General features: G+C 31.3%; 16 protein-coding genes, 1 pseudogene and 1 riboswitch. Of the genes and pseudogenes, 1 reads left to right on the plus strand and 16 read right to left on the minus strand.

The features are described 5' to 3' along the window. The 4 genes from N4A40_08075 to thpR all read right to left on the minus strand — a co-directional run. Positions 1-467 (minus strand): PTS ascorbate transporter subunit IIC (locus tag N4A40_08075; protein MCT4661801.1); only part of this gene is annotated, 467 nt, incomplete at its 3' end. Between the two features lie 360 nt (positions 468-827). After that, on the minus strand, positions 828-1,400 hold the full coding sequence (locus N4A40_08080) for a hypothetical protein (protein ID MCT4661802.1): 573 nt from the start codon (positions 1,398-1,400) through the stop codon (positions 828-830). A gap of 196 nt (positions 1,401-1,596) precedes the next feature. Further along, on the minus strand, positions 1,597-2,781 hold the full coding sequence (locus tag N4A40_08085) for a pyridoxal phosphate-dependent aminotransferase (protein MCT4661803.1): 1,185 nt from the start codon (positions 2,779-2,781) through the stop codon (positions 1,597-1,599). A 149-nt stretch (positions 2,782-2,930) separates the two neighbouring features. Then, on the minus strand, positions 2,931-3,473 hold the full coding sequence (thpR, locus tag N4A40_08090; GenBank protein ID MCT4661804.1) for an RNA 2',3'-cyclic phosphodiesterase: 543 nt from the start codon (positions 3,471-3,473) through the stop codon (positions 2,931-2,933). A gap of 325 nt (positions 3,474-3,798) precedes the next feature. On the opposite strand from thpR, the gene N4A40_08095 reads away from it, so the two are divergent. Then, the gene (locus N4A40_08095; GenBank protein ID MCT4661805.1) at positions 3,799-5,184 is read left to right on the plus strand and encodes a sodium:alanine symporter family protein; all 1,386 of its coding nucleotides are present in this window, start codon (positions 3,799-3,801) and stop codon (positions 5,182-5,184) included. Positions 5,185-5,409: 225 nt separating this feature from the next. Here N4A40_08095 and thiD read toward each other — a convergent pair whose 3' ends face one another. From thiD to N4A40_08155, 12 genes and pseudogenes are all read right to left on the minus strand, one after another. Beyond that, positions 5,410-6,186 carry a bifunctional hydroxymethylpyrimidine kinase/phosphomethylpyrimidine kinase gene (thiD, locus tag N4A40_08100; GenBank protein ID MCT4661806.1) on the minus strand — a complete coding sequence of 259 codons (777 nt, stop codon included), beginning with the start codon at positions 6,184-6,186 and terminating at the stop codon, positions 5,410-5,412. A gap of 27 nt (positions 6,187-6,213) precedes the next feature. After that, a pseudogene (gene thiE / locus N4A40_08105) lies at positions 6,214-6,825 on the minus strand (thiamine phosphate synthase). Continuing rightward, positions 6,815-7,639 carry a hydroxyethylthiazole kinase gene (gene thiM / locus N4A40_08110; protein MCT4661807.1) on the minus strand — a complete coding sequence of 275 codons (825 nt, stop codon included), beginning with the start codon at positions 7,637-7,639 and terminating at the stop codon, positions 6,815-6,817. The pseudogene thiE and the gene thiM overlap by 11 nt, the downstream one beginning before the upstream one ends. Before the next feature lie 17 nt (positions 7,640-7,656). After that, positions 7,657-8,322: a thiaminase II gene (gene tenA / locus N4A40_08115; GenBank protein ID MCT4661808.1), complete on the minus strand. Its 666-nt coding sequence runs from the start codon at positions 8,320-8,322 to the stop codon at positions 7,657-7,659. 17 nt (positions 8,323-8,339) lie between these two features. Next, a complete protein-coding gene (locus N4A40_08120; protein MCT4661809.1) occupies positions 8,340-8,936 on the minus strand; it encodes an energy-coupled thiamine transporter ThiT in 597 nt (198 codons plus the stop codon). Between the two features lie 142 nt (positions 8,937-9,078). Next, positions 9,079-9,190, minus strand: a riboswitch (TPP riboswitch). 28 nt (positions 9,191-9,218) lie between these two features. Then, positions 9,219-10,601 carry a sensor domain-containing diguanylate cyclase gene (locus tag N4A40_08125; GenBank protein ID MCT4661810.1) on the minus strand — a complete coding sequence of 461 codons (1,383 nt, stop codon included), beginning with the start codon at positions 10,599-10,601 and terminating at the stop codon, positions 9,219-9,221. A 128-nt stretch (positions 10,602-10,729) separates the two neighbouring features. Next, positions 10,730-12,658 carry an ATP-binding protein gene (locus N4A40_08130; protein MCT4661811.1) on the minus strand — a complete coding sequence of 643 codons (1,929 nt, stop codon included), beginning with the start codon at positions 12,656-12,658 and terminating at the stop codon, positions 10,730-10,732. Continuing rightward, the gene (locus N4A40_08135; GenBank protein MCT4661812.1) at positions 12,648-13,610 is read right to left on the minus strand and encodes an ABC transporter substrate-binding protein; all 963 of its coding nucleotides are present in this window, start codon (positions 13,608-13,610) and stop codon (positions 12,648-12,650) included. The genes N4A40_08130 and N4A40_08135 overlap by 11 nt, the downstream gene beginning before the upstream one ends. Beyond that, positions 13,607-14,305, minus strand: coding sequence for a response regulator transcription factor (locus tag N4A40_08140; protein MCT4661813.1), 699 nt, complete (start codon positions 14,303-14,305; stop codon positions 13,607-13,609). Before N4A40_08140 ends, N4A40_08135 begins: the two co-directional genes overlap by 4 nt. After that, positions 14,302-18,723 (minus strand): hypothetical protein, encoded by a 4,422-nt coding sequence (locus N4A40_08145; protein MCT4661814.1) that lies wholly within the window; start codon positions 18,721-18,723, stop codon positions 14,302-14,304. The genes N4A40_08140 and N4A40_08145 overlap by 4 nt, the downstream gene beginning before the upstream one ends. Beyond that, complete coding sequence (locus tag N4A40_08150; GenBank protein ID MCT4661815.1) at positions 18,671-19,753, minus strand: hypothetical protein; 1,083 nt, start codon at positions 19,751-19,753, stop codon at positions 18,671-18,673. The genes N4A40_08145 and N4A40_08150 overlap by 53 nt, the downstream gene beginning before the upstream one ends. Continuing rightward, positions 19,754-20,332, minus strand: coding sequence for a response regulator (locus N4A40_08155; protein ID MCT4661816.1), 579 nt, complete (start codon positions 20,330-20,332; stop codon positions 19,754-19,756). Between the last annotated feature and the right edge of the window lie 5 nt (positions 20,333-20,337).

The following is a 20,337-nucleotide window of genomic DNA, read 5'->3' on the forward strand; positions in this document are numbered from 1 at the left end:
CCTTCTATTACTGTGTATAATGCCCAAAGAAGTACTGCTGATTGCTGATACATAATGTGTCCAGTAATAAATAATGGACGAACCTTAGTGTACTTTCTAAATGCAACTAATAAAATGTTCCACGCAAATGCTATAAGCATTACATATCCTACATATTGAAGTGAATTAACTGCATCCAACACTTCTACACCAGATGTCTGTCCAAAGTAAGGGTCTATTACAAATGCTTTAATTCCAAACTTTTCTGTCAATGCATTGATGATTGGCGCAAACGTCTTAACCAATCCACCTGTACCAACCTGTAAAATTTTGAATCCAACAAATGCTTTAATAAATCCTGCAAGTGCCTCGTAAAGCTTCTTCCCCATCAATAGGTAACCGATTAATACAACTGTACCAAGTAACAATGGTGCCTGTCCTAGGAACTTATTAACAAATTCCATAAAAAAGTTCATAAATAAATTCAAAATAACTCCTCCTTAACGTTTTCCCCCAAATTTGTCATTATAATAGCGCTATGAAACGGGTTTCCCACTCTCTAAAAAATTTAATTTTGCAAAAACTGTCTTTATTAAATTGCCTAAAGACAGTTTTCCCAGATGCAAAACTCCATTTCGTTCATAAAAATATTTCAGAATCGACTCATTTGAGTTGTTAATGAGATTATAACACCCAAGTGAACATTTTACCATAGTATTTTATATTTTTGCACATTTGTGCACGTTTTTTTATTGACAAACATAACTATATTTAATTTCAAAAAAGATAAAAGAACAGACAATGCCTATCTTTCAAAGATTAACAACGTCTGTTCTTAATTAATGCTATTACTCACCTGTATTAGAATCCATATTAGTATCTATTTTCTCTTGCTCATCCATTTTCCAATTTTCTAATTTTTCCATGACCAAATCATAAGTTCTATTCGATAGTTCAGGTAATTCTCCGCCAAAAGCATCTCTCGCCTGCTCAAATCCTTCCTCAATAGCATCTTTTAACAAATCAAACTTTTCTTTGTCTCCTCCGCTAATAGCTTTTGCAAAATCAACGATTCTATCACTCACAGCCTCTGCGCTATATTCTCCTCCTTCTTCTATCGCTTCTTTTGCCTTCGCCCTAGTTTCATCATCTATTTTTATTTCTAATTCTTTTTCCTGCTCTAGTCGCTTAAAACTAAGACCTTGCTTTCTAAGTAACTCCTCAACAATGTTTCGCAAATTTTGATAAGCCCTATCACTCTTCTCTTTTAACTTCTCAATAGTGACTTTGTCGTAAATAACTTTGTCGTCATTGTCCTTATCAGTTTTCTTTGAAATCTTATTTCCTGCACGTTTTAATTCATTTCCCATTTTCGAATCAACAGGATTTATTATATTCTTCTCAGGTATTTTAAGTGACATATTGCTCCCTCCTTATACAGTTTATTTACCCAATTATCCCGAATACATCGAAGTAAAATAAAAAAAGCTATCAAAATAATAAAATATTTTGATAGCTTTTCATATCAATATTTACTTTTATATGCATCAGCTTTTTAATAATGTTTTATAAATCAACTCTACAACTTATATTAGACAAAATGTCTAGCATTTTTTTCTATAAATTATAGTCTTTTGCTAATTCTTCAAACGCCTTCATAGATCTTTCAATCATATCCATTTCCACACAATAAGACATTCTAAAGTATCCAGGGCATCCAAATCCACTACCAGGAACTAATAGTAAATTATGTTCTACTGCTTTTTTTATAAATGCTACATCATCATCTTCTAATGCCTTAGGGAATAAGTAAAATGCTCCTTCTGGTTTTACTATTTCAAATCCCATTTTTGTCAAATTATCATATAAATAATCTCTTCTCTTCTTATACGCTTCTACATCTACTTTAGCATCTACTGCATCTCCTACAACTTTTTGGAACAATCCTGGTGCATTAACAAAACCAAGTGTTCTATTGCAAAAGCTAAGTGCAAGCATAAATTTATCTACATCTTTAATTTGTGGACTAGCTGCAATATAACCTATACGCTCTCCTGCAAGTCCCAATGACTTACTAAATGAATTGATTATGATAGCATTTTCAAAATAATTCATAAGATTTGGCATTTCTGCATTATCATAAAGTATAGCAGAATATGGCTGGTCTGAAATAACAAATATAGTTATTCCAAGTTCCTTCTCTTTTCTCTCAATAATTTCTGCCATTTTCTTAAGATCTGAATCACTATATATAACTCCTGTAGGGTTATTTGGTATATTAACTATAACTGCTTTAGTTTTTGAATTAATTCCTGCCTCAAAAGCTTCTAAATTTGGTCCAAATGTTTCAGTATTAGCTGGCATAACAACTGCTTTTCCACCATGATTTGAAGCATAGAAGTTATATTCAACAAAATATGGTGCAAATATAATCACTTCTTCATCAGGATTCAGCAATGCTTTCATTGTAACATTTAGTCCTCCTGCAGCACCAACTGTCATAATTACGTTTTCTGATCCTAACTTAACCTTCGAAGTCTTATTTATATCATCTGCCATTTGTTTTCTAACTTCTGGATATCCTGCATTGTTCATATATCTATGTAAACCTCTATATTCTCCATCTACATATTTTTTGAGTGCATCCTGTACTTCTTTTGGTGGCTCTGCATATGGATTTCCTAAACTATAGTCGTAAACATTCTCAGCACCGTATTTTTCTGCTAATTTAGCACCTTGCTCAAACATAGCTCTAATCCATGATGAATGACTTAAACTTTCCATAATTTTTTCTGAAAACATAATTCCACTCCCTCTCAAATTTTTGTATTAAACCTCTATAACTATTGTACACAACTTTCAACTTTTTTGTAAGCCTTAAATTTTTTTGTAATTATATATACAATTTAGCATACTTCAATGATTATTATATACTAAAGCTAATTAATTAGCTATTTTTGACAAAATTTTATCTTTCTAATTGGAATATATCTTAGTTCTCCCTCTAATCTTTTACTTTCAAACACTACTAGATTTCTTACATCTAAAGGCATTTTCAATAGTTCAAACTGCTCGGCCATAACTTCTATATCTTCACTTTTCATTTTTACATTTCGAGCAATAGTCATATGAGGTGTATATTCTAATGGGTATTCAAATTTTAAAACGTTTAACTCATTTGCTAAATCAGCATATAATTCTTGTAATTTATTCATTTCATCTAAAACCTTAATCCAAAGTATCTTTTTGTTTTTCTTTTCAAAGTATCCTAATTTGCCAACATTTATTTCAAATTCAGATTTTTGTTTTGCCACGCTTTGGCAAACTTCAAATACTTTTTCCAACTTATCATCGTCTATATTCCCTAAAAAATTCAATGTTATATGATAGTTTTCCCTAGGATATACTTTGCCTTCAATACTCAATTTCGCTACTGTATTTCCAATGCTATATCTTATATCATTTGTAATTTCTAAGCCAATAAATATTCTCAATATTTCACCATCCCTCTTAGCTTTTGTAATCTACACTAATTATAATCTAAAATCATGATTTTTCCAAATGCATATATCGATAAATTATTTGACTCAAAATCTATTTTTTATAACACAAATAAATAGATTTGATATTTTTCAATTTTTCTGTCTTTTTCAACATTTTACTTGTTTTTTCATTTTTTAGAGAGTATACTATAATTGTTAAGAATATAACACTCGTGGTTATTTTTAATATTGGGGTTATTTTTCTAGAATTGATGGCCATCAATTTACAAGCAATTTTACAAAATTTATATTTCTAGTCATTTAAAGGGGGATTATCATGGAGTCATTCAAACAATTTTTAGATGTAGCAAATGGTTTTTTATGGGGACCTGTAATGTTGGTTCTTTTACTCGGTACAGGAATTATGTTTACACTCAGATTACGATTTATTCAAATTACTAAATTAAAATTAGCTTTTAAAAATATTTTTAAGAAAAGTCATGATAGTGGTGATGAACATGAAGGTGAGGGTTTAAGTCCATTTCAATCTCTTACCACTGCAATAGCAGCTCAAGTTGGTACTGGTAACTTAGCTGGTGTTGCCACTGCATTGGTATCTGGAGGTCCGGGAGCCGTATTTTGGATGTGGATTAGTGGATTCTTTGGAATGGGTACTATATGTGCAGAAGCAATTCTTGGTCAATTATTTAGAGAGTCTAAAGATGGAAAAATGGTCGGTGGACCAGCTTACTACATTAGCAAAGGTTTGAACAATAAATTCTTAGCCGGTTTCTTTTCGATTTCAATAATATTTGCACTAGGTTTTATGGGAAATATAGTACAATCTAACTCAATAGGGAAAGCGATTTCTACTGTAGCTCCTTCAATACCACCTTTTATAGTAGGTCTCACGCTAGCTTTACTAGCCGCATTGATTTTATTCGGTGGTGTATCTAGAATTGGTTCATTTACAGAAAAAGTTGTCCCTGTTATGGCTATAGTTTATATTATAGGAGCTCTTGTGGTTTGCGTTCTAAATGCAGATATGATTGGTCCTGCTTTCAAAATGATTTTTGTGGGAGCTTTCAACCCTAGAGCAGCTACTGGTGGTCTCATTGGTGCTACATTTAAAGAAGCTTTTAGATATGGTATCGCTAGAGGTATTTTCTCAAATGAAGCTGGTATGGGTTCTTCTCCTCATGCACACGCTATCGCTAAAGTAAAACATCCTGTTGACCAAGGTCTTTTGGCTATACTAGGTGTTATAGTTGATACCGGTATTGTTTGTACATTAACTGCTCTAGTAATACTTACTACTGGACAGCTAGGTTCAGGTTTTACAGCTGCTGAATTGACTCAAGCAGGTTTTGCGCAAGGTCTTAGCTCTATAAGCCCAACTGCCGGTTCTTGGGTAATAGCAATTTGCCTATTCTTCTTTGCATTCTCAACTATAATCAGTTGGTGTTTCTTCGGAGCTCAAAATATAACATACTTATTCGGTTCTGATAAAGTAAAATATTACCATATAGTCGTTCTAGCTTGTATAGTTGCTGGCCCATTATTCACAGATGTAAATTTGGTTTGGAGTTGTGCCGACTTCTTCAATGCTATAATGGTTATTCCTAACCTTATAGGTTTGATAGGTCTTGCCAACTTAGTTGTAAAAGCTGTTAACGAATATGACACTTTACAACATACTCATGACAAAAATGAGACTGCATAGTTTGCATTATAATATTTAGTATATTCAAACAACAAGAGAGTTACTACAAGTACATTTGTTTTGTAGCAACTCTCTTTATTAGTACAAAATATTATATCAAAAATAAATATTGATATTCTCTACTAATTTATAATCATATTTTTATACTCTCAATACTTTTAAACGACTACTAGGCGAAAATCATAGGTATTTTACGCCTTTAAGTTATAAATTATAGTGTCTATTTTATCTGCTAAAGTGATTAAGCGGTCCACTCCCACAGCCTAAATTCATTTGATCTTCAAGCGCTCTTGTTAAATACGACTTTGCTTCTACAACACTTTCTTTTACAGTCAATCCTTTAGCTAAACCACTAGCTATAGCTGATGATAGTGTACATCCAGTACCATGCGTATTATTGTTCTTTATACGCCTTCCTTCAATCCAGTCTATACTTCCATCTTTATACAATAAATCATTAGCATTCTTTTCTAAATGGCCACCTTTTATCAATACATATCCACTATAATAGTTAGAAATAGCTTTAGCCGCTTCTATCATATCATCTTCACTCAATATGCTTCTACCACTTAATATTTCCGCCTCTGATAGGTTCGGAGTAATTATAGATGCCATAGGAATGAGATACTTTTTGAGCGCTTCCACAGCTTCATCCCTTAATAGTTTAGAACCACTTGTTGCAACCATAACTGGATCTAATACAATATACTTTGGATTATAGATTTCAAGCCCTTTCGCTATAGTTTCTATAATATCAACTGACGAAACCATACCAATTTTGACTGCATCTGGCATAATATCTTCAAAAATACATTTCATCTGATTAGAAACAAATTCCGCAGAACAATCCTCTATTCCATATACCCCAGTAGTATTTTGAGCTGTAAGTGCCGTGATAACGCTCATAGCATAGCATCCACAAGCTGACATTGCCTTTAAATCGGCTTGTATTCCTGCACCGCCACTGCAATCTGAACCCGCTATAGTAAGTGTCTTAGGCACATTATCTTGTAATATCTGCTTAGTTCTTATTTTTAAATCCTGTGTTGCTTTTACTATATTCTCTTTTGCTAGTATTGCTGATATGACTGCCACACCAACAAGTCCTAAACCTTGTAATTCGAGAATATTTTCTTCGTTTATACCACCAATTGCTATAACCGGTATATCCACAGCTTCGCATATTTTCTTTACTTCACTTTGGTCTACTAGTATAGCATCGCTCTTACTTCCAGTACTAAATACTGCACCTACACCAAGATAATCCGCTCCATCTTGCTCTGCTTTTATAGCTTCTTTCGCTGTTCCAACTGAAACTCCTAATATTTTGTCATTTCCTATCCTTTTTCTAACTTCAGATGCAGGTAAATCACCTTGTCCTATATGAATTCCATCAGCATTTGACTCAATTGCTATTTCAAGATTATCATTAACTACAAACGGTATATCATACTTTTCAGCTAATTGCTTCATTTCGATAGCTCTCTTCAAAAACAAATCATATTCTATGTTTTTTTCTCTGATCTGTAGAAATGTAACACCCGCTTTTAGGCTCTCTTCTATTTTCTCTAAAAATGCATTTTCTTCATGCCAGCGTCTATCTGTTACCAAATACAAATTTAAACTCTTTCTATCTAACATCATAACGACCTCTCTTTTCCAACATAGCTACATCAAATTTACTAACTTCATCTATCAAATATCTCTTAAAGCTAGCTGTTCCTTCATCGTTTTTCTCTATTTTCTCATTTGCAATTTCACCTGCACAACCCATAGTAACAAGACCCAACATTGCAGATTCAAAATAATTTTTTTCTGAAACAGCTGCGTATACCCCCATCATGCTTCCCGTCATGCAACCAGTTCCTGTGATTTTAGTCATCATTGAGTGCCCATTTTCTATATACGCCACTCTTTGTCCATCGCTTACACAATCAACTTCACCAGTTATAGCAATAATAGATTCAAATTGCACAGATGCCTTTTTTGCAAAATCTGCTATATAGCTTAAATCTTTAGCTTTTAATATATCAGCAGATGTAGCATCAACTCCACCTTCATTTTTACAATCCTCATAAAGAGATTTTACTTCCGAAAAATTCCCCTTTATGATGTCAAATTTAATATTCTCTACGAGTGTCTTTACAGTTTCACTTCTAAGCTTTGAAGCTCCCATTCCAACAGGATCTAATACAACTGGAATTTCAAGTTTATTGGCTTTTTGACCTGCTAATATCATTGATTTTATAGTTCGTTTATTAAGTGTTCCTACGTTAATGTATAGAGCACTACTTATACTTACTATATCCTCTACCTCTTCTAACTCATCGGCCATAAGAGGAGCTCCTCCACTTGCAAGTACTATATTAGCACAATCATTTACTGTAACATAATTTGTTATATTGTGGACTAATGGTGTTTTTGATTCTAAATTCATCAATATCTTCTTTAGCATATATACCGCCTACTCTCTTATTTTATTTCAAAACTCATATCCCAAAATCCCATTTCATATTCACATGCTTTTATATATATGTCAATTAACCTCTCTTGCTCTTCTAAAGAAATATCAGCGCAATATCTATCTATTAACTCACATGACTTAATGCTGAAACTTTCAAATGATTTGCCTGCATATTCATCTATCCAAGGATCATAATAATGTCTCTTGTCATCATTTAATCTCTCGTACTTCAACTGCTTTCCAATATACTCATAAGTTAATGTGCACGCAAGGGCAGCTACAAATATTGATTTCATATCATTTTCCTTTGAAAATCCTAGCATGTAATCCAAATAGTCTCTATTGGCCTTTTCAATTTCCATATTGTCAATCTCATATACATTCAAACCAAAGTCATTCAAATATTTTATGTGCATATTTGTCTCTTCTGACATAACCACACCTATGCAAGTATGCAAGAATTGCAAATCTTCTATTGATTCACCAAGAAGAAATGCATATGCGTACACCTTAGCATAATCCTTTAAATAAAGAGTATCTTGTATAAGATATTTTCTAAATTTATTTTTGTCTAAGTTTCCATTAGCTAAACCTCTTACAAATGGATGTCTCATATATGATTCATGATATTTTTGTACCCTTTTATCTTGCTTCAATATTTCTGAAAATCCCATAGTAAAAAAATCCTCCTCTATGCATATTTAAATTGCTTTCTTATGCTATTTAGTGGCATAAATACAAGCACTATGACACTAGCTATTACTTCTACTCCATATCCTGATACGTTGTATATAAATGAATATAACCAAGGATTCATTCCTTCTGGTGCAAACTGACTAAAAAACAACACTCCTGATAACACACTAAATATCATAGAAACAAATCCAGCACTTATTCCCCCTAGAAATAGCTTAAACTTATCATCTACTCCAAATAATGGTGTAAATGCAATCACTAGCATCGCTCCATAATAGTCAAGAGGAATTTGAAGTGGATAATATGGCGGAGCTAATACTAGTTTGAGACTAGCTACTATAATAGCGCAAATCACACCTTCTCCAGTACCCCCAACAACTGCCAAAATCATTATTGGCAAAACAGACAACAAACTACAACCTCCGCCCTGTGGAAATGGCACCAATTTTATAAAATATAAAACCATCGTAAGCGCTGCAAATATACTTATTCTTGATATTTTTTTCATATCAAATTTTTCTCTTTTTACAAAATTCACACTTATTGTACTCACCACCAAAAATAAAACCATACTACTCATTTGTGCTAACATAAATTTCCTCCTTTAAATATCTAAATCTAGTATGCAATAAGCGTGAAGCACTCACTAAACTCATTTTGTAATGTAAAAAAACTCAAATAAAAAAAGCACGCCTAAATTGGCATGCTCAATAAATACATCATCTTAACATATACGTTGAGTTCATGGTGTATTCCTACGCTAGCATTACCTAGATCAGGTCTAATGGTCAAAAGATAATACATCTTCTATCTCAGCCGTTTCAAACAGCCCCCATACAACTCAATTATACGCTTCAACTATTCTTATTTCAAGCTAATCTCTAAAAATTGTAAGTTTATTCCTTCCGGTTTCCTTTGATTTGTAAAGTGCACTATCTGCTCTAGGTATTGTCTTTTCAACACCCACACTAGTATCTATTTCAGACAAGCCTAAACTTATTGTAATCTTGATCTTATTATCTTCATGGTCATAAGAAGATGAAGCAATAGTTTTTCTAAAGTTTTCACAAATCTCCTCCGCTTTAGAAATACCAACGTCCCATAACGCCACCGCAAACTCTTCTCCTCCATATCTACACACCATACCAAGTTCTCCAAAATGCTTTTCAAGCTGATTTGCAACCTTCTTTAAAACTAAATCTCCTCCATCATGTCCATACCTATCATTAACTTTTTTAAAATGATCGATATCAAGCATTATTAGAACTCCATTTCTAGATTTTTCATCTTGTATTTTAGAATATCTAAAAAAACTTCGTCTGTTATTTAAATTTGTAAGAGGATCTTTATTTGCATATCTTTCTAATTCTTTTTCATAAATTTTCGATTTTGTAATATCATGTACTACAGAAAAACAACCAAGATAGTCATCATTAGTCCCATGCATAGCAATTATCGAAACATCTAAATAACGTTCCTCTCTATCGTCTTCTGGATTGAAGTGAAACATTACATCAACAAAACCTTTTTCTATAACTATAGCAAATATTTCTACTATCTTTTCTTTTTTCACCGAAAAAAGTTCTTCTAAACTTTTCTTTTCAAAATCATATTCTCGGCACTGCAATTGCTTTAAAAGCATATTATTCCAGCGAACTAATTTGTGGTATTTCAATAATTCTTCCGCATCATCTCTTCCAAATTTGTCAAAAGGAACTCCTTCATCCAGTAAATAAAAGAAATAACCGTCTTTTGCATAATTAAATAGCGAATTTAACTGTTGCTCTTTTTTCGTAAGAGCATTCTTTGTTCGAGCCAAATCAGTAATATTATATCCCATCATTATAAAATACTTTATGTCATCTTCTTCATTTTTTATAGGTCTAACCTGAAAATCTATTTCGTACAATTCGCCATCAGGTCTATTATATCCCACTTCAAATCTTACAAGTTCTCCTCTGTACGCTTTCTCCATAGAAAAAATAAGCTTATTTTGCATAATTTCCGAACCTTTAAACCAAGGTAAATTCCAGTACTCATCTCCAAGAATTTCCTTCTCTTCAAACCCCGCAAATTCACACAACGATTTATTTGCGCTTATTATTTCTCCGTCGATATTTACTATAGCAATCATTTGCGTTGCTTCTCCATAGGCGTTCTCAAAATAAGAATCATCTATTTTACTTGTCAGTTTTTTTTGCCAAATAATTACGCCTACTAGAATTCCAAATAATAAAATCACCAATATTATTTCCATACACTTCTCTCCTGTCTAACCCTTAAGCACTTATATTATTTCCATAATACCCCATTTCAAAGTACTCTAAACCCTATTCTTGTCATGACTATACTATCGCTTTTTTAAATTTTACACAATACTCAGAACTAATTTTCGTGATTTTTTTTATATTTTGATAATCTCATTTCCTTTATCATCTGTTTTAATTTATTTTTACTTATTGGTTTTGACATAAAATCGTCACAACCTAGCTCTATATATTTTTCTCGATATTCATTCGATGCATTTGCGGTTAGTGCTATAACCTTAAGCCCGCTTATAGGATTCTCTTCTAGTTCACTAAGTACTCCTTCTCCATCTAATACTGGCATCTGCATATCTAATAATAATAAATCATACTTACTATTTCTCAAAGCAACAAGTGCCTCGTGACCATTGTCTACAAAATTCAATTCAATATTTTTCTCTCTCTTTAGCATTGCCTTCAACAATGTCTGATTATCTTCTAAATCTTCTGCAACAAGTATTCTATATACTTCTTCAACTTCAAATTGCTCTTTTCTTTTGCTCGCTTGTAATATAACGTCTATATTAGATTTATTGTCGTATGGCAAAGGTAATTCAACAGAAAACCTTGTTCCTTCACTTACAATACTTTCAACTATTATGTGCCCCTTCATTAATTCTATAAGTTGTTTCGATATGGACAATCCCAATCCCGTACCTCCAAATTTTCTTGTTGTGGATTCATCCGATTGTTTGAATGCATCAAATATTATCCCAAAATTTTCTTTTGGAATTCCAATCCCTGAATCCTCTATTATTATAAATAGCTTTCCATTATTCAATTCTAATTCCATTTTGACAAAACCACTTTGGGTAAATTTGAAAGCATTACTTAATATATTTATCATAATTTGACGTATTCTAAATACATCCCCAACAAAATACCTCGGCAAATCCTCTTCTATCAAAATATTAAACTTCAATTTTTTCTCTTTTGCTTTTGGATCAAACATCTCATATATTAAATATACTTCTTCTCTAATGTCGAATTTAATCTCTTCTAATACTATGCTTTCATTTTCTATTTTTGAAAAATCTAATATGTCATTTATCACTGAAAGTAAATGTTTACCTGATCTTTTAACTATTCTTAGTTGTTCTTTTTTCTCTAAATTTTTCTCATCTTCTTCTAGTATTTCAGTAAAACCGATAACTGTATTCAGAGGTGTTCTTATTTCATGGCTCATCCTAGCTAAAAATTTTAGTCTCTCTTTACCTGCTATTTCTGCCTTTTCTTTCTCCATCTTCAAATCGCTTGTATATTTCTTTATATCAGATACCATATCATTAAAAAAAGATGACATAAGTTGAAACTCTTTGCTATTGCTAATATCTATAGACACATCGTAGTCTCTATTGTATACAGAATGAATTCCATCGCTTATTTTTTTTATTGGTATACCTACATATCTAAATATAACGGCTAGGATTGTTACTATAAATACTATATTTACAAACAAGAATATAGCTTGAAATTTGTATTTTAAATTTTGCTGTAAATTGCCAATGTACCCAGTGTCAACCGAAACAAACAATACATACTTTATGTCAGTTCCCTTAATCGTATCAAATGATGTACTTCTCACTGGAATTGCCATTTTGAAACTAACATCTCTTCTATCTTTATATATCTCTTTCAGTTTTCTATCCCTCAATACTGCAACAACACAATCATTTGCATCTATCTCACCAAGTTTTTCCCTGTCATTAGTGAATATAATTTTGTATGACTCATCATATATGCTAACGTGTTCTATTATAGAATTACTTCCAATTTGTTCTACTATTCTCTGAACATTTTGCACATTATTTTGCTCTAATAGAGGAGCAACTGCCCAATCTAAACTTTTTAATACAAGAGTGACCTCTTCCTCAATATATCGTTCTACATAATCCTGTATATCTTTGTTTATAAGGAATATAGAAAATATATTTATCACTATAGTTAAAACTAATAAATTCATTGCGATTTTTGCTATTAAACTTTGCTTTCTATTTTTAGTCTTCATATCTTATTCCCTCTAAAACTTTGACATCTAATAGTTCTTTAACATCTACTTTTTCATTTATCAAATGATATTTTTCACAAAATTCATTCATTGAATTCAATAGCTTTTCTAGCTCACTTGATTCAAGTTGCTTATTAGCCTCTTCTTTACTATAAAATTTAAATTCACTATAAAATTTTCCAAACACTTCTGGATCCATATTTTCATTTTTTGCCATTATCTCAAAGCTCTCCTTAGGATTTTTTTCTATATACTCTAGTGCTTTATACCAGGCTTCAACGATTATTTTATAATCATCCTTTCTATCATTTAATGAACTTTCTCTTGCCACGAGCACGTTAACCCTATGATTTGGAAGCTCTTTTGTTGTAAAAAGTATATTACCACCGTATTCATTTGCTCCTTTACTCAAGTAAGGTTCATAAGTAAATGCACCACTAACTTCTCCACCATTTAGTAATTCTATTGATTCTTTCGATGTGCTAGATATTAGCTCAACATCTTCAAGCGTTAAATTTGCACTTTCTAAACTTTTTGATAATAAGAAATGTTCATCTGTTCCTATTTCCACTGCAATCTTCTTTCCCTTCAGCTCAGATATATCATCTATATCACCTGATACGACTAATCCATCTCCTCCTACTATTGTATCAATTGGCATGAGTAATTTAGCCCTTTCGCCTTTATCTGACAAATATATAGAATTAAAGTACGTTGCATAAGTTATATCAGTAGTACCAAAATACATTGAATTCATATTATCAGACCAATTTGTAAATCTCACAATTTCAACATCAATGCCACTAAAATAACCATTTTGCTGAGCTATAGTCCACACTTCACATGGTGGCCAATCATTCACCCCTATTTTTATTGGCCCTTTTTGCGTTCTAGCACACCCTGACATTATTGAGCTTACAGCTACTATAATTACCAAAAATTTTAATTTCACAATAGTCCCTCCATGTTGTTAAATCTATATCCATATCCTCTAATAGTCTTAATGTACTTGGGCTTTGCCGGGTCGTCTTCAAGTTTATTCCTCAAATTGCTTATGTGAACATCTATTGTACGCGTAGTGTATGCAACCTCATCAGACCAGAGAATATCTAGTAATTCTGATCTAGTAAATACTTTTTGAGGATATTTACTTAGTACAGCTAAAAGTTCAAATTCTGTAGGGGTTAAATCTAAAATTTCTCCACGCTTCAATATAATATGATTTTCAATATTTATCTCAAAATTTTTAGCTGCATAAATACTACTAGAATAGTTCATTCTACGAAAAATAGCTCCAAGGCGAGAATTCAATTCTCTCTTACTATAGGGTTTATACATATAATCATCAGCACCCATTTCTAACCCTAATATCAAATCAATCTCTTCTCTTTTCTCTGACAGCAATAATACTGGGATTTTCATAGTGCTATGTGCCATACGTATCTCTTTTAAAAAATCTATTCCTCCGCTATTCTCTATAAAACCATCTAATATTATTCCATCTATATCGCTTCTATTTAGACATTTTTTTGCGTTTTCAATAGATGCTGCAGTTTTAACCTCATAATTGTAAGATTTTAAAGCTTTTTTTATATCTTCAAGAACTTCAACATTGTCGTCTACAACTAGTATTTTTCTTTTTGTCATCTTGAACCTCCCCTTTTGTAAACAAAAAATACTCCTATTATAGTTATCATATGCATCGCTAAACAAATATAGTATATTTTTCTAAGCTTCATCTCTACGCTAAATTCACTATTTAAACCAAGTGCATATCCACTTGTAACTGCATTAAATGAAATATCCGCCTCTATTGATGGTGTAATTCTCCATGCTGGACTAAAAGATCTATAAAAATTTATATATGAATTCTCACTAGTTTTAGATAATTTTAAATTATATTTCATTTCATCTATTCTTTTCACAACTGGATCGTCTATGTCGTAATCAACAAACCAATTCGCTATATTGTCTTCTCCATATGCGAATTGATCAAAAATTATCATCCTATCGTATTCATATATTTCAAAATCTCTTACTTCTATAAATCCTTTTTTACTACCACCTCTAGCTTTTATCTGAATACCAGCTTTAACTGCATTTTTTGGAACCTTTACAATTTGCTCATATTCATTCATATCACTTTTTTTTCTTTCTTCAACTTCATTTATATATGTGGTTTTTATCCACTTATTATTTCTATCAACAAATATTATTTCTTCATGTCTTTTTTTAACTATCTCTGATCGCGCCTTGAACTTTACAACAAGTTCTTCACCCTCATTCACATTAAGTAGTGGGGATGCATACGTATACCAATCAATAGATTCTGTAGGTTCAAATTCATACCTATATCCTCCAGCAATTTTAAATCTCTTCATCATGTCTTCATTTATTTCTCCACATCCGAATTCCAATTCTTCAATGTACGGACTATTATGCTCTGGAAACTCAAGCTTATTAAGTGCATTCTTACCAAACTCTGACAAATCAACTAATGTATCTAATTCACTATCTACTTCAAACACGACTCTATAACTTCCCTCTTTTAAAAATACCGACGGTGTTTCAATACTTCTATAATCTAACCTCAAGTAATTTGCCTGTTCTAGCTGTCTTGGATACTCTCTGTTGAACTCATCAAATTCAATAACTTTAGGTAGAAATTTTTCACTCTTTCCTTTGTCATCTAAATTAAACTTATACTCTAATTCACCTTTATCATTATAAATTTGCATTTGCACTTTTCCTAAATGAGATCCATATTTTAATTTTGTATTAAAAACATAATCTCCTGTTTTTAATATATCTATATCATAATTTAAATTTCCTTTGTTTATTGAGATCCCTCTACCTAAACTTAAGCCTAGGTAATTTCGCTTTGTCTGCAATGTATCAGTGTAGTTAAAATCTTGTTCGAATTCTACTATATTAAATAATTTTGCTCTTTTAATCAAATATTTGAGTCTTTCATTGTACTCATTTAATTTTTGCAAACTAATTATTGATATAGAATTTACTGCATTAAAACCTTTTTTATTATCTAATTTTATTTCATGAGCTCCTTTTTCAAGATATATTTCACCTAAATTTACCCATTCAAATCTAGATATTTGATTGTTCTTTGTAAGTATCTCATGTTTCTCATCATTAATATCTAACTCTATACTTCCACCTTTTTTAGATTTAAATACTCTAGCAAAAACCTTGTATTTCCCATCAATATCAGTGTTATAAATACCTTTTATGACATTATCATTTTTATATTTAGTCAAATCAAATAATGAAATGTCATGAATCCACCAATATATTTTTTGATCTGGTCTTTGAAATGTAAGCAAATCAAGTCTCATAAACTCAGTTTCAGGAGGTGTAACATATTCTCCAATAAAATTTATCCCTTTAAAATCACTTGTTTCTTCTGGAGCTACTACATAAGCCACTCCTATCTCTTGTTGATTTTTATCAAAAAATCTTGCCTTTACATGCAATTGGTTCGTCCCTCTCCCAGAAACTACCAAATTGAATTGATACGGTGTATTTTCCTTTGCTTTAAGATAACCTGATTTAGCAACCTGCCAAATGTTCTTTGGTTCACCTTTTTGTATAACTCCTCTAAGTGTTGGTAAATCATTATAATCAGAATAAGGATTTGCAACTACCGAAAAAAGTGTTGGATTATCTGGTACAAAAAACTTATCTAGTCTAAGCATAGTGTCAAAATCTGCCACCAATTTTCCTTCTATATATTTCTTATTTTGTGGCAATACATCTAATGCCGCTGATGCAAACGTCACTGCTACTCCCTTATTTAAATCAAAATCATATTGAGATATATCTAAGTTCATCGTCTTCATATACCATTTCCAATCACCTAAACTAAGATATGTCTTGGACCATTTAACAAATGGATTTACTTCATCTATCCAATCAAACGGAAAGAGCATTTCACTTTTATCTAACATTGACATAAGCAATTCTGTTTTGTCATCGACTTCAATATAATCATCTTTTTTTAAATGCTCCTCTAACACTCCAAAGCCATTATTTATAAAAATCACTGGATAATTGTCTAACACATTCGCTCTAAATGATATTAACTGATCCATTGTTTCTAACCCACTAGTGCTAAAAATTTTATGTCTTACTATTTCAGCTTTTTTAGCCTTTTTCTCTAATTCGTAAATATATATATAATCAATCTCATGTTCTTTAATCAAATTATTCTGCAAATCCAATATATCTCTATTGAGCTTTTGTCTATGTTCTTGTGTCAAGTAATCAGAATGATATATTAGTCTATCCACTCCAAAACACGATATCAAATTCCCTATATTCATTGACCTTCCTTCATCTAATAAAAACTGAATAAAATTAATGTAGTAGCCTATATTCGGATCGCTCCCTTCATGATGAAATATCGTATCATTCATCGAACTGTAGATTTGAATATCACCAGTTGCCTTGTAATTCATGCCGCTTTGGTCTTCTAAGTTCCAAAACGGTGTAGATACTTTTCCTTCTCTATGAAGCATTTGATCTGCAATAGGAAAATACAAGCTCCTTCTAGGATTTTTTTCCTGATAGTCCAATAAATCTGTATATGCGTTTGGAATCTTTATTGGATTTAAAAACTTATCTACATACAATGTTTTCATGGGTTCTAAATAAAGTGTCAACCCAATAAGCATAAAAACTATCATCCCACCTTTTATGATTTTATGATATCTTGAATTTCCAAGGTTTGTATTCACCCACTCAAATCCAAAAATAATAAAAATAGAATAAAGTAGTGTAACGATTCCAATTAACTTATTTGGATCTCTAAACATATTTCCTATTATAGGTAATTTATTTAATATCAAAAAATAAGGAGTTATCTGCGGAATATTGACCCCAGTAGATATTAATATAGTTAAGAACAATAGCAAGCTAAAAAATGTAAGTATGTGTTTCTTTACACCTTGTGAAATTAGTCCTAGCCCTACAAAAGCAAGTAGTATACTGCCTCCAATATAAAACGAACTCCCGAATTTAGAAAAATCAAACATTGGCCACCAATAGCTAATCAAAAATAATATAGATTTTATATCACTATGCCTACTAAATTGGACAAAAGTGTCTAAAGCATTTATATTATGCTGGCTAGCTTGAATTCCAAAAACTATGCTTAAAACATACATGATTAGCCAGTAAGCACTAAGACCAATAAAAAATATTGAAAAAACCACAGCTTTTTTCATGAATATATAGTAGATTTTCTTAAGCCTAGCAATTCCATATTTCCTATATTTCAGTGTATACTTCAAAAGTAAGAGAATACTGAGTATTACAAAAAATCCAACAGTATAAAAAAAATAATGAATAGCTGCTGAGCCTATTGTGACTATATACGCCAATAAAAATATATCTAGTATATTTTGTTTATATAATTTTTTCTCATAAGGTGAGTATGCCGCAATTATTTGCCTTTGGAATTTAATATCAAATACTTTGAAATAAAACAACAAAATAAGTGGAAAAACACTATAACCACACAACAAATATATATGCTGTATCCTAAATATTACCCATGGATTTATAGCATATAATAAGCTACCAGTTATAAGACTAAATACTTTTATAAAGTTAAAATGCGCTCCCATATAAACGCTTACTAATCTTTTAGCAAATATATATAAACTAAGTGCCGAAGTGATTACTATTTGAAACAAAAAAAACTTAAAAAAAACCTCTCCACTACCCCCAAATGCTAGACTTAGAAAATATGACGGTAGCACATAAATCAACCTAGGTAAATTTAAAGTAGTAGGCGTACTCCACCTTTCATTCCAAAGGCCAAATATCTCTTCTAAATATCTCTTAGAGTTAAATGGAAAATCTATATCACTAAATACGATATGACCACTTTGGAGTAATGTCCTAAGATAATATAATATAAATATAATCATTACTCCAAATGCAAAGAAATCGTATCGATAAATATACATAAAATTTCCAAACTTCTCTAATCTACTTTTTTCTATTTTTTTTGAAATATTTCGAGATAATAAATTTTTTATCATGAACATCCTCTTCCTTTGGTAATTCGTTATTTATCTCTATTAACTCATCTTTTAATCTATTTAGCTCATCATAATGTAATACAACATCGTCTATCCATTCTATTGCTTCATTTAATTTAGATGACAAATGTAGAAACTCATGATTTTTATAGGCATCTTTTAATAGAAGCTCAACCATTTTTTTATCAATAAATCTCAATACACGCCAAGCAAAAAGCATAGTAAGCATGATCAAAAATACTGCCACCGCTCCAAATTTGTACAAGGTCTGTTTTGCTCCATCGCTAACACCTTCCATAGAATCACTAATTAATATATACAAATTTGTATCTAAATAATCAATATGACCGTACGAAGTCAAATTTCCATCGGCTTCACCAATACCAGTTTCTCCGTCTATCATTTTTTTTGTTATTTCGTTAACTTCACTTTCCAATACATTCAATCCCTTATTGCTATATACTCTCTGATAATTTTCATCAAAAATCTGTATATCTTTAAGTTCTAGTTTAAGTTTGTAGTCAAGAAATTCGTTCATATTAATCTCAACTGCTATGTAACCAATAAATGATTTTTCATCATACTTTCTCTTTATCAATATATACCTTGGATATTCAGATTGCTCTACATCTATTCTAAAAAGCTGTACGGGCAAAACCAATAATTTTGATTCAATCAAATTTTTTATCTCTCGCATATGCCCTATATCGCCTGTGTTTATATACTCCTCACCATTACTTTTTATAACTACTACATCCTCTACTCCAGCTATATTTGATATGCTTGAATCAATATATTGACTCAAACCACTATTCTCAATATCCAACCGTTCAACTTCAAAAAATAATCTATCTAAATGAGAAACTATAATTTTTTGTTTATCTCTAAACTCAAACTCTATCTCTTTTTCTGCGCTTAAAAACACCTTAGCTCTTATATCCGAATATGCTAAATAAGTTAAACTAAATATTGGTATCATCAAAAAAGCAATAAGCATTGTTAAAATCTGAAGCTCAAATTTTCTTTTCATTTAGCTCTCCTCTTTATACCTAATTCTAATATCTCCACCAATGCTGTCAATTTTTCTTTCCTGATAATCTTCTACTCCCAAGCCTGTGTCTTTCAAAATCGACCTTCCATCGTAATCAATCAATTCCCATTCAGAGTATTTTCTCAAATTATTCAATTCCTTTATATTTATATATATTTCATTCTTTAAATTGTTTTTAATCTTTCTAATTCCAGCCTCTTCAACAGCTTTCGATAGTATTTCTATTGCATCTTCATCTATTTTCCAAGGTTTTATTATATATCTATATACATGTCCCTCATTAATTGCATCAATTATAGAACTCACTTGAGCATTGCCCGATAATACAATTTTCACCAATTCCGGGTACATTTTTTGAGTTTCATCTATTAAATCCAAACCATTCATGCCGTGCATCATTATATCTGTTACCAATACATCTATATCTGATTTCATCAATTTTTCAAGAGCTTCACTTCCTGATGAAGCAAATTCAACTTCAAAAGAAGTTTTCTGCATTTTTTTTCTAAGCAATTCAAGTATTTCGTTTTGATCATCAACAAATAAAATTTTGCCCATATGTC

Source organism: Tissierellales bacterium (genome assembly GCA_025210965.1).
Classification (GTDB): Bacteria; Bacillota; Clostridia; order Tissierellales; family JAOAQY01; genus JAOAQY01.

Excerpts from the sequence above, each read along its gene's own strand:
- N4A40_08150 (MCT4661815.1), bottom strand. The coding sequence starts at position 19,753 with ATGAAAAGAAAATTTGAGCTTCAGATTTTAACAATGCTTATTGCTTTT.
- N4A40_08130 (MCT4661811.1), bottom strand. The coding sequence starts at position 12,658 with ATGAAGACTAAAAATAGAAAGCAAAGTTTAATAGCAAAAATCGCAATG.
- N4A40_08140 (MCT4661813.1), bottom strand. The coding sequence starts at position 14,305 with ATGACAAAAAGAAAAATACTAGTTGTAGACGACAATGTTGAAGTTCTT.
- N4A40_08085 (MCT4661803.1), bottom strand. The coding sequence starts at position 2,781 with ATGTTTTCAGAAAAAATTATGGAAAGTTTAAGTCATTCATCATGGATT.
- N4A40_08120 (MCT4661809.1), bottom strand. The coding sequence starts at position 8,936 with ATGTTAGCACAAATGAGTAGTATGGTTTTATTTTTGGTGGTGAGTACA.
- N4A40_08125 (MCT4661810.1), bottom strand. The coding sequence starts at position 10,601 with ATGGAAATAATATTGGTGATTTTATTATTTGGAATTCTAGTAGGCGTA.
- N4A40_08155 (MCT4661816.1), bottom strand. The coding sequence starts at position 20,332 with ATGGGCAAAATTTTATTTGTTGATGATCAAAACGAAATACTTGAATTG.
- N4A40_08095 (MCT4661805.1), top strand. The coding sequence starts at position 3,799 with ATGGAGTCATTCAAACAATTTTTAGATGTAGCAAATGGTTTTTTATGG.
- tenA (MCT4661808.1), bottom strand. The coding sequence starts at position 8,322 with ATGGGATTTTCAGAAATATTGAAGCAAGATAAAAGGGTACAAAAATAT.
- N4A40_08145 (MCT4661814.1), bottom strand. The coding sequence starts at position 18,723 with ATGATAAAAAATTTATTATCTCGAAATATTTCAAAAAAAATAGAAAAA.
- N4A40_08080 (MCT4661802.1), bottom strand. The coding sequence starts at position 1,400 with ATGTCACTTAAAATACCTGAGAAGAATATAATAAATCCTGTTGATTCG.
- thiM (MCT4661807.1), bottom strand. The coding sequence starts at position 7,639 with ATGCTAAAGAAGATATTGATGAATTTAGAATCAAAAACACCATTAGTC.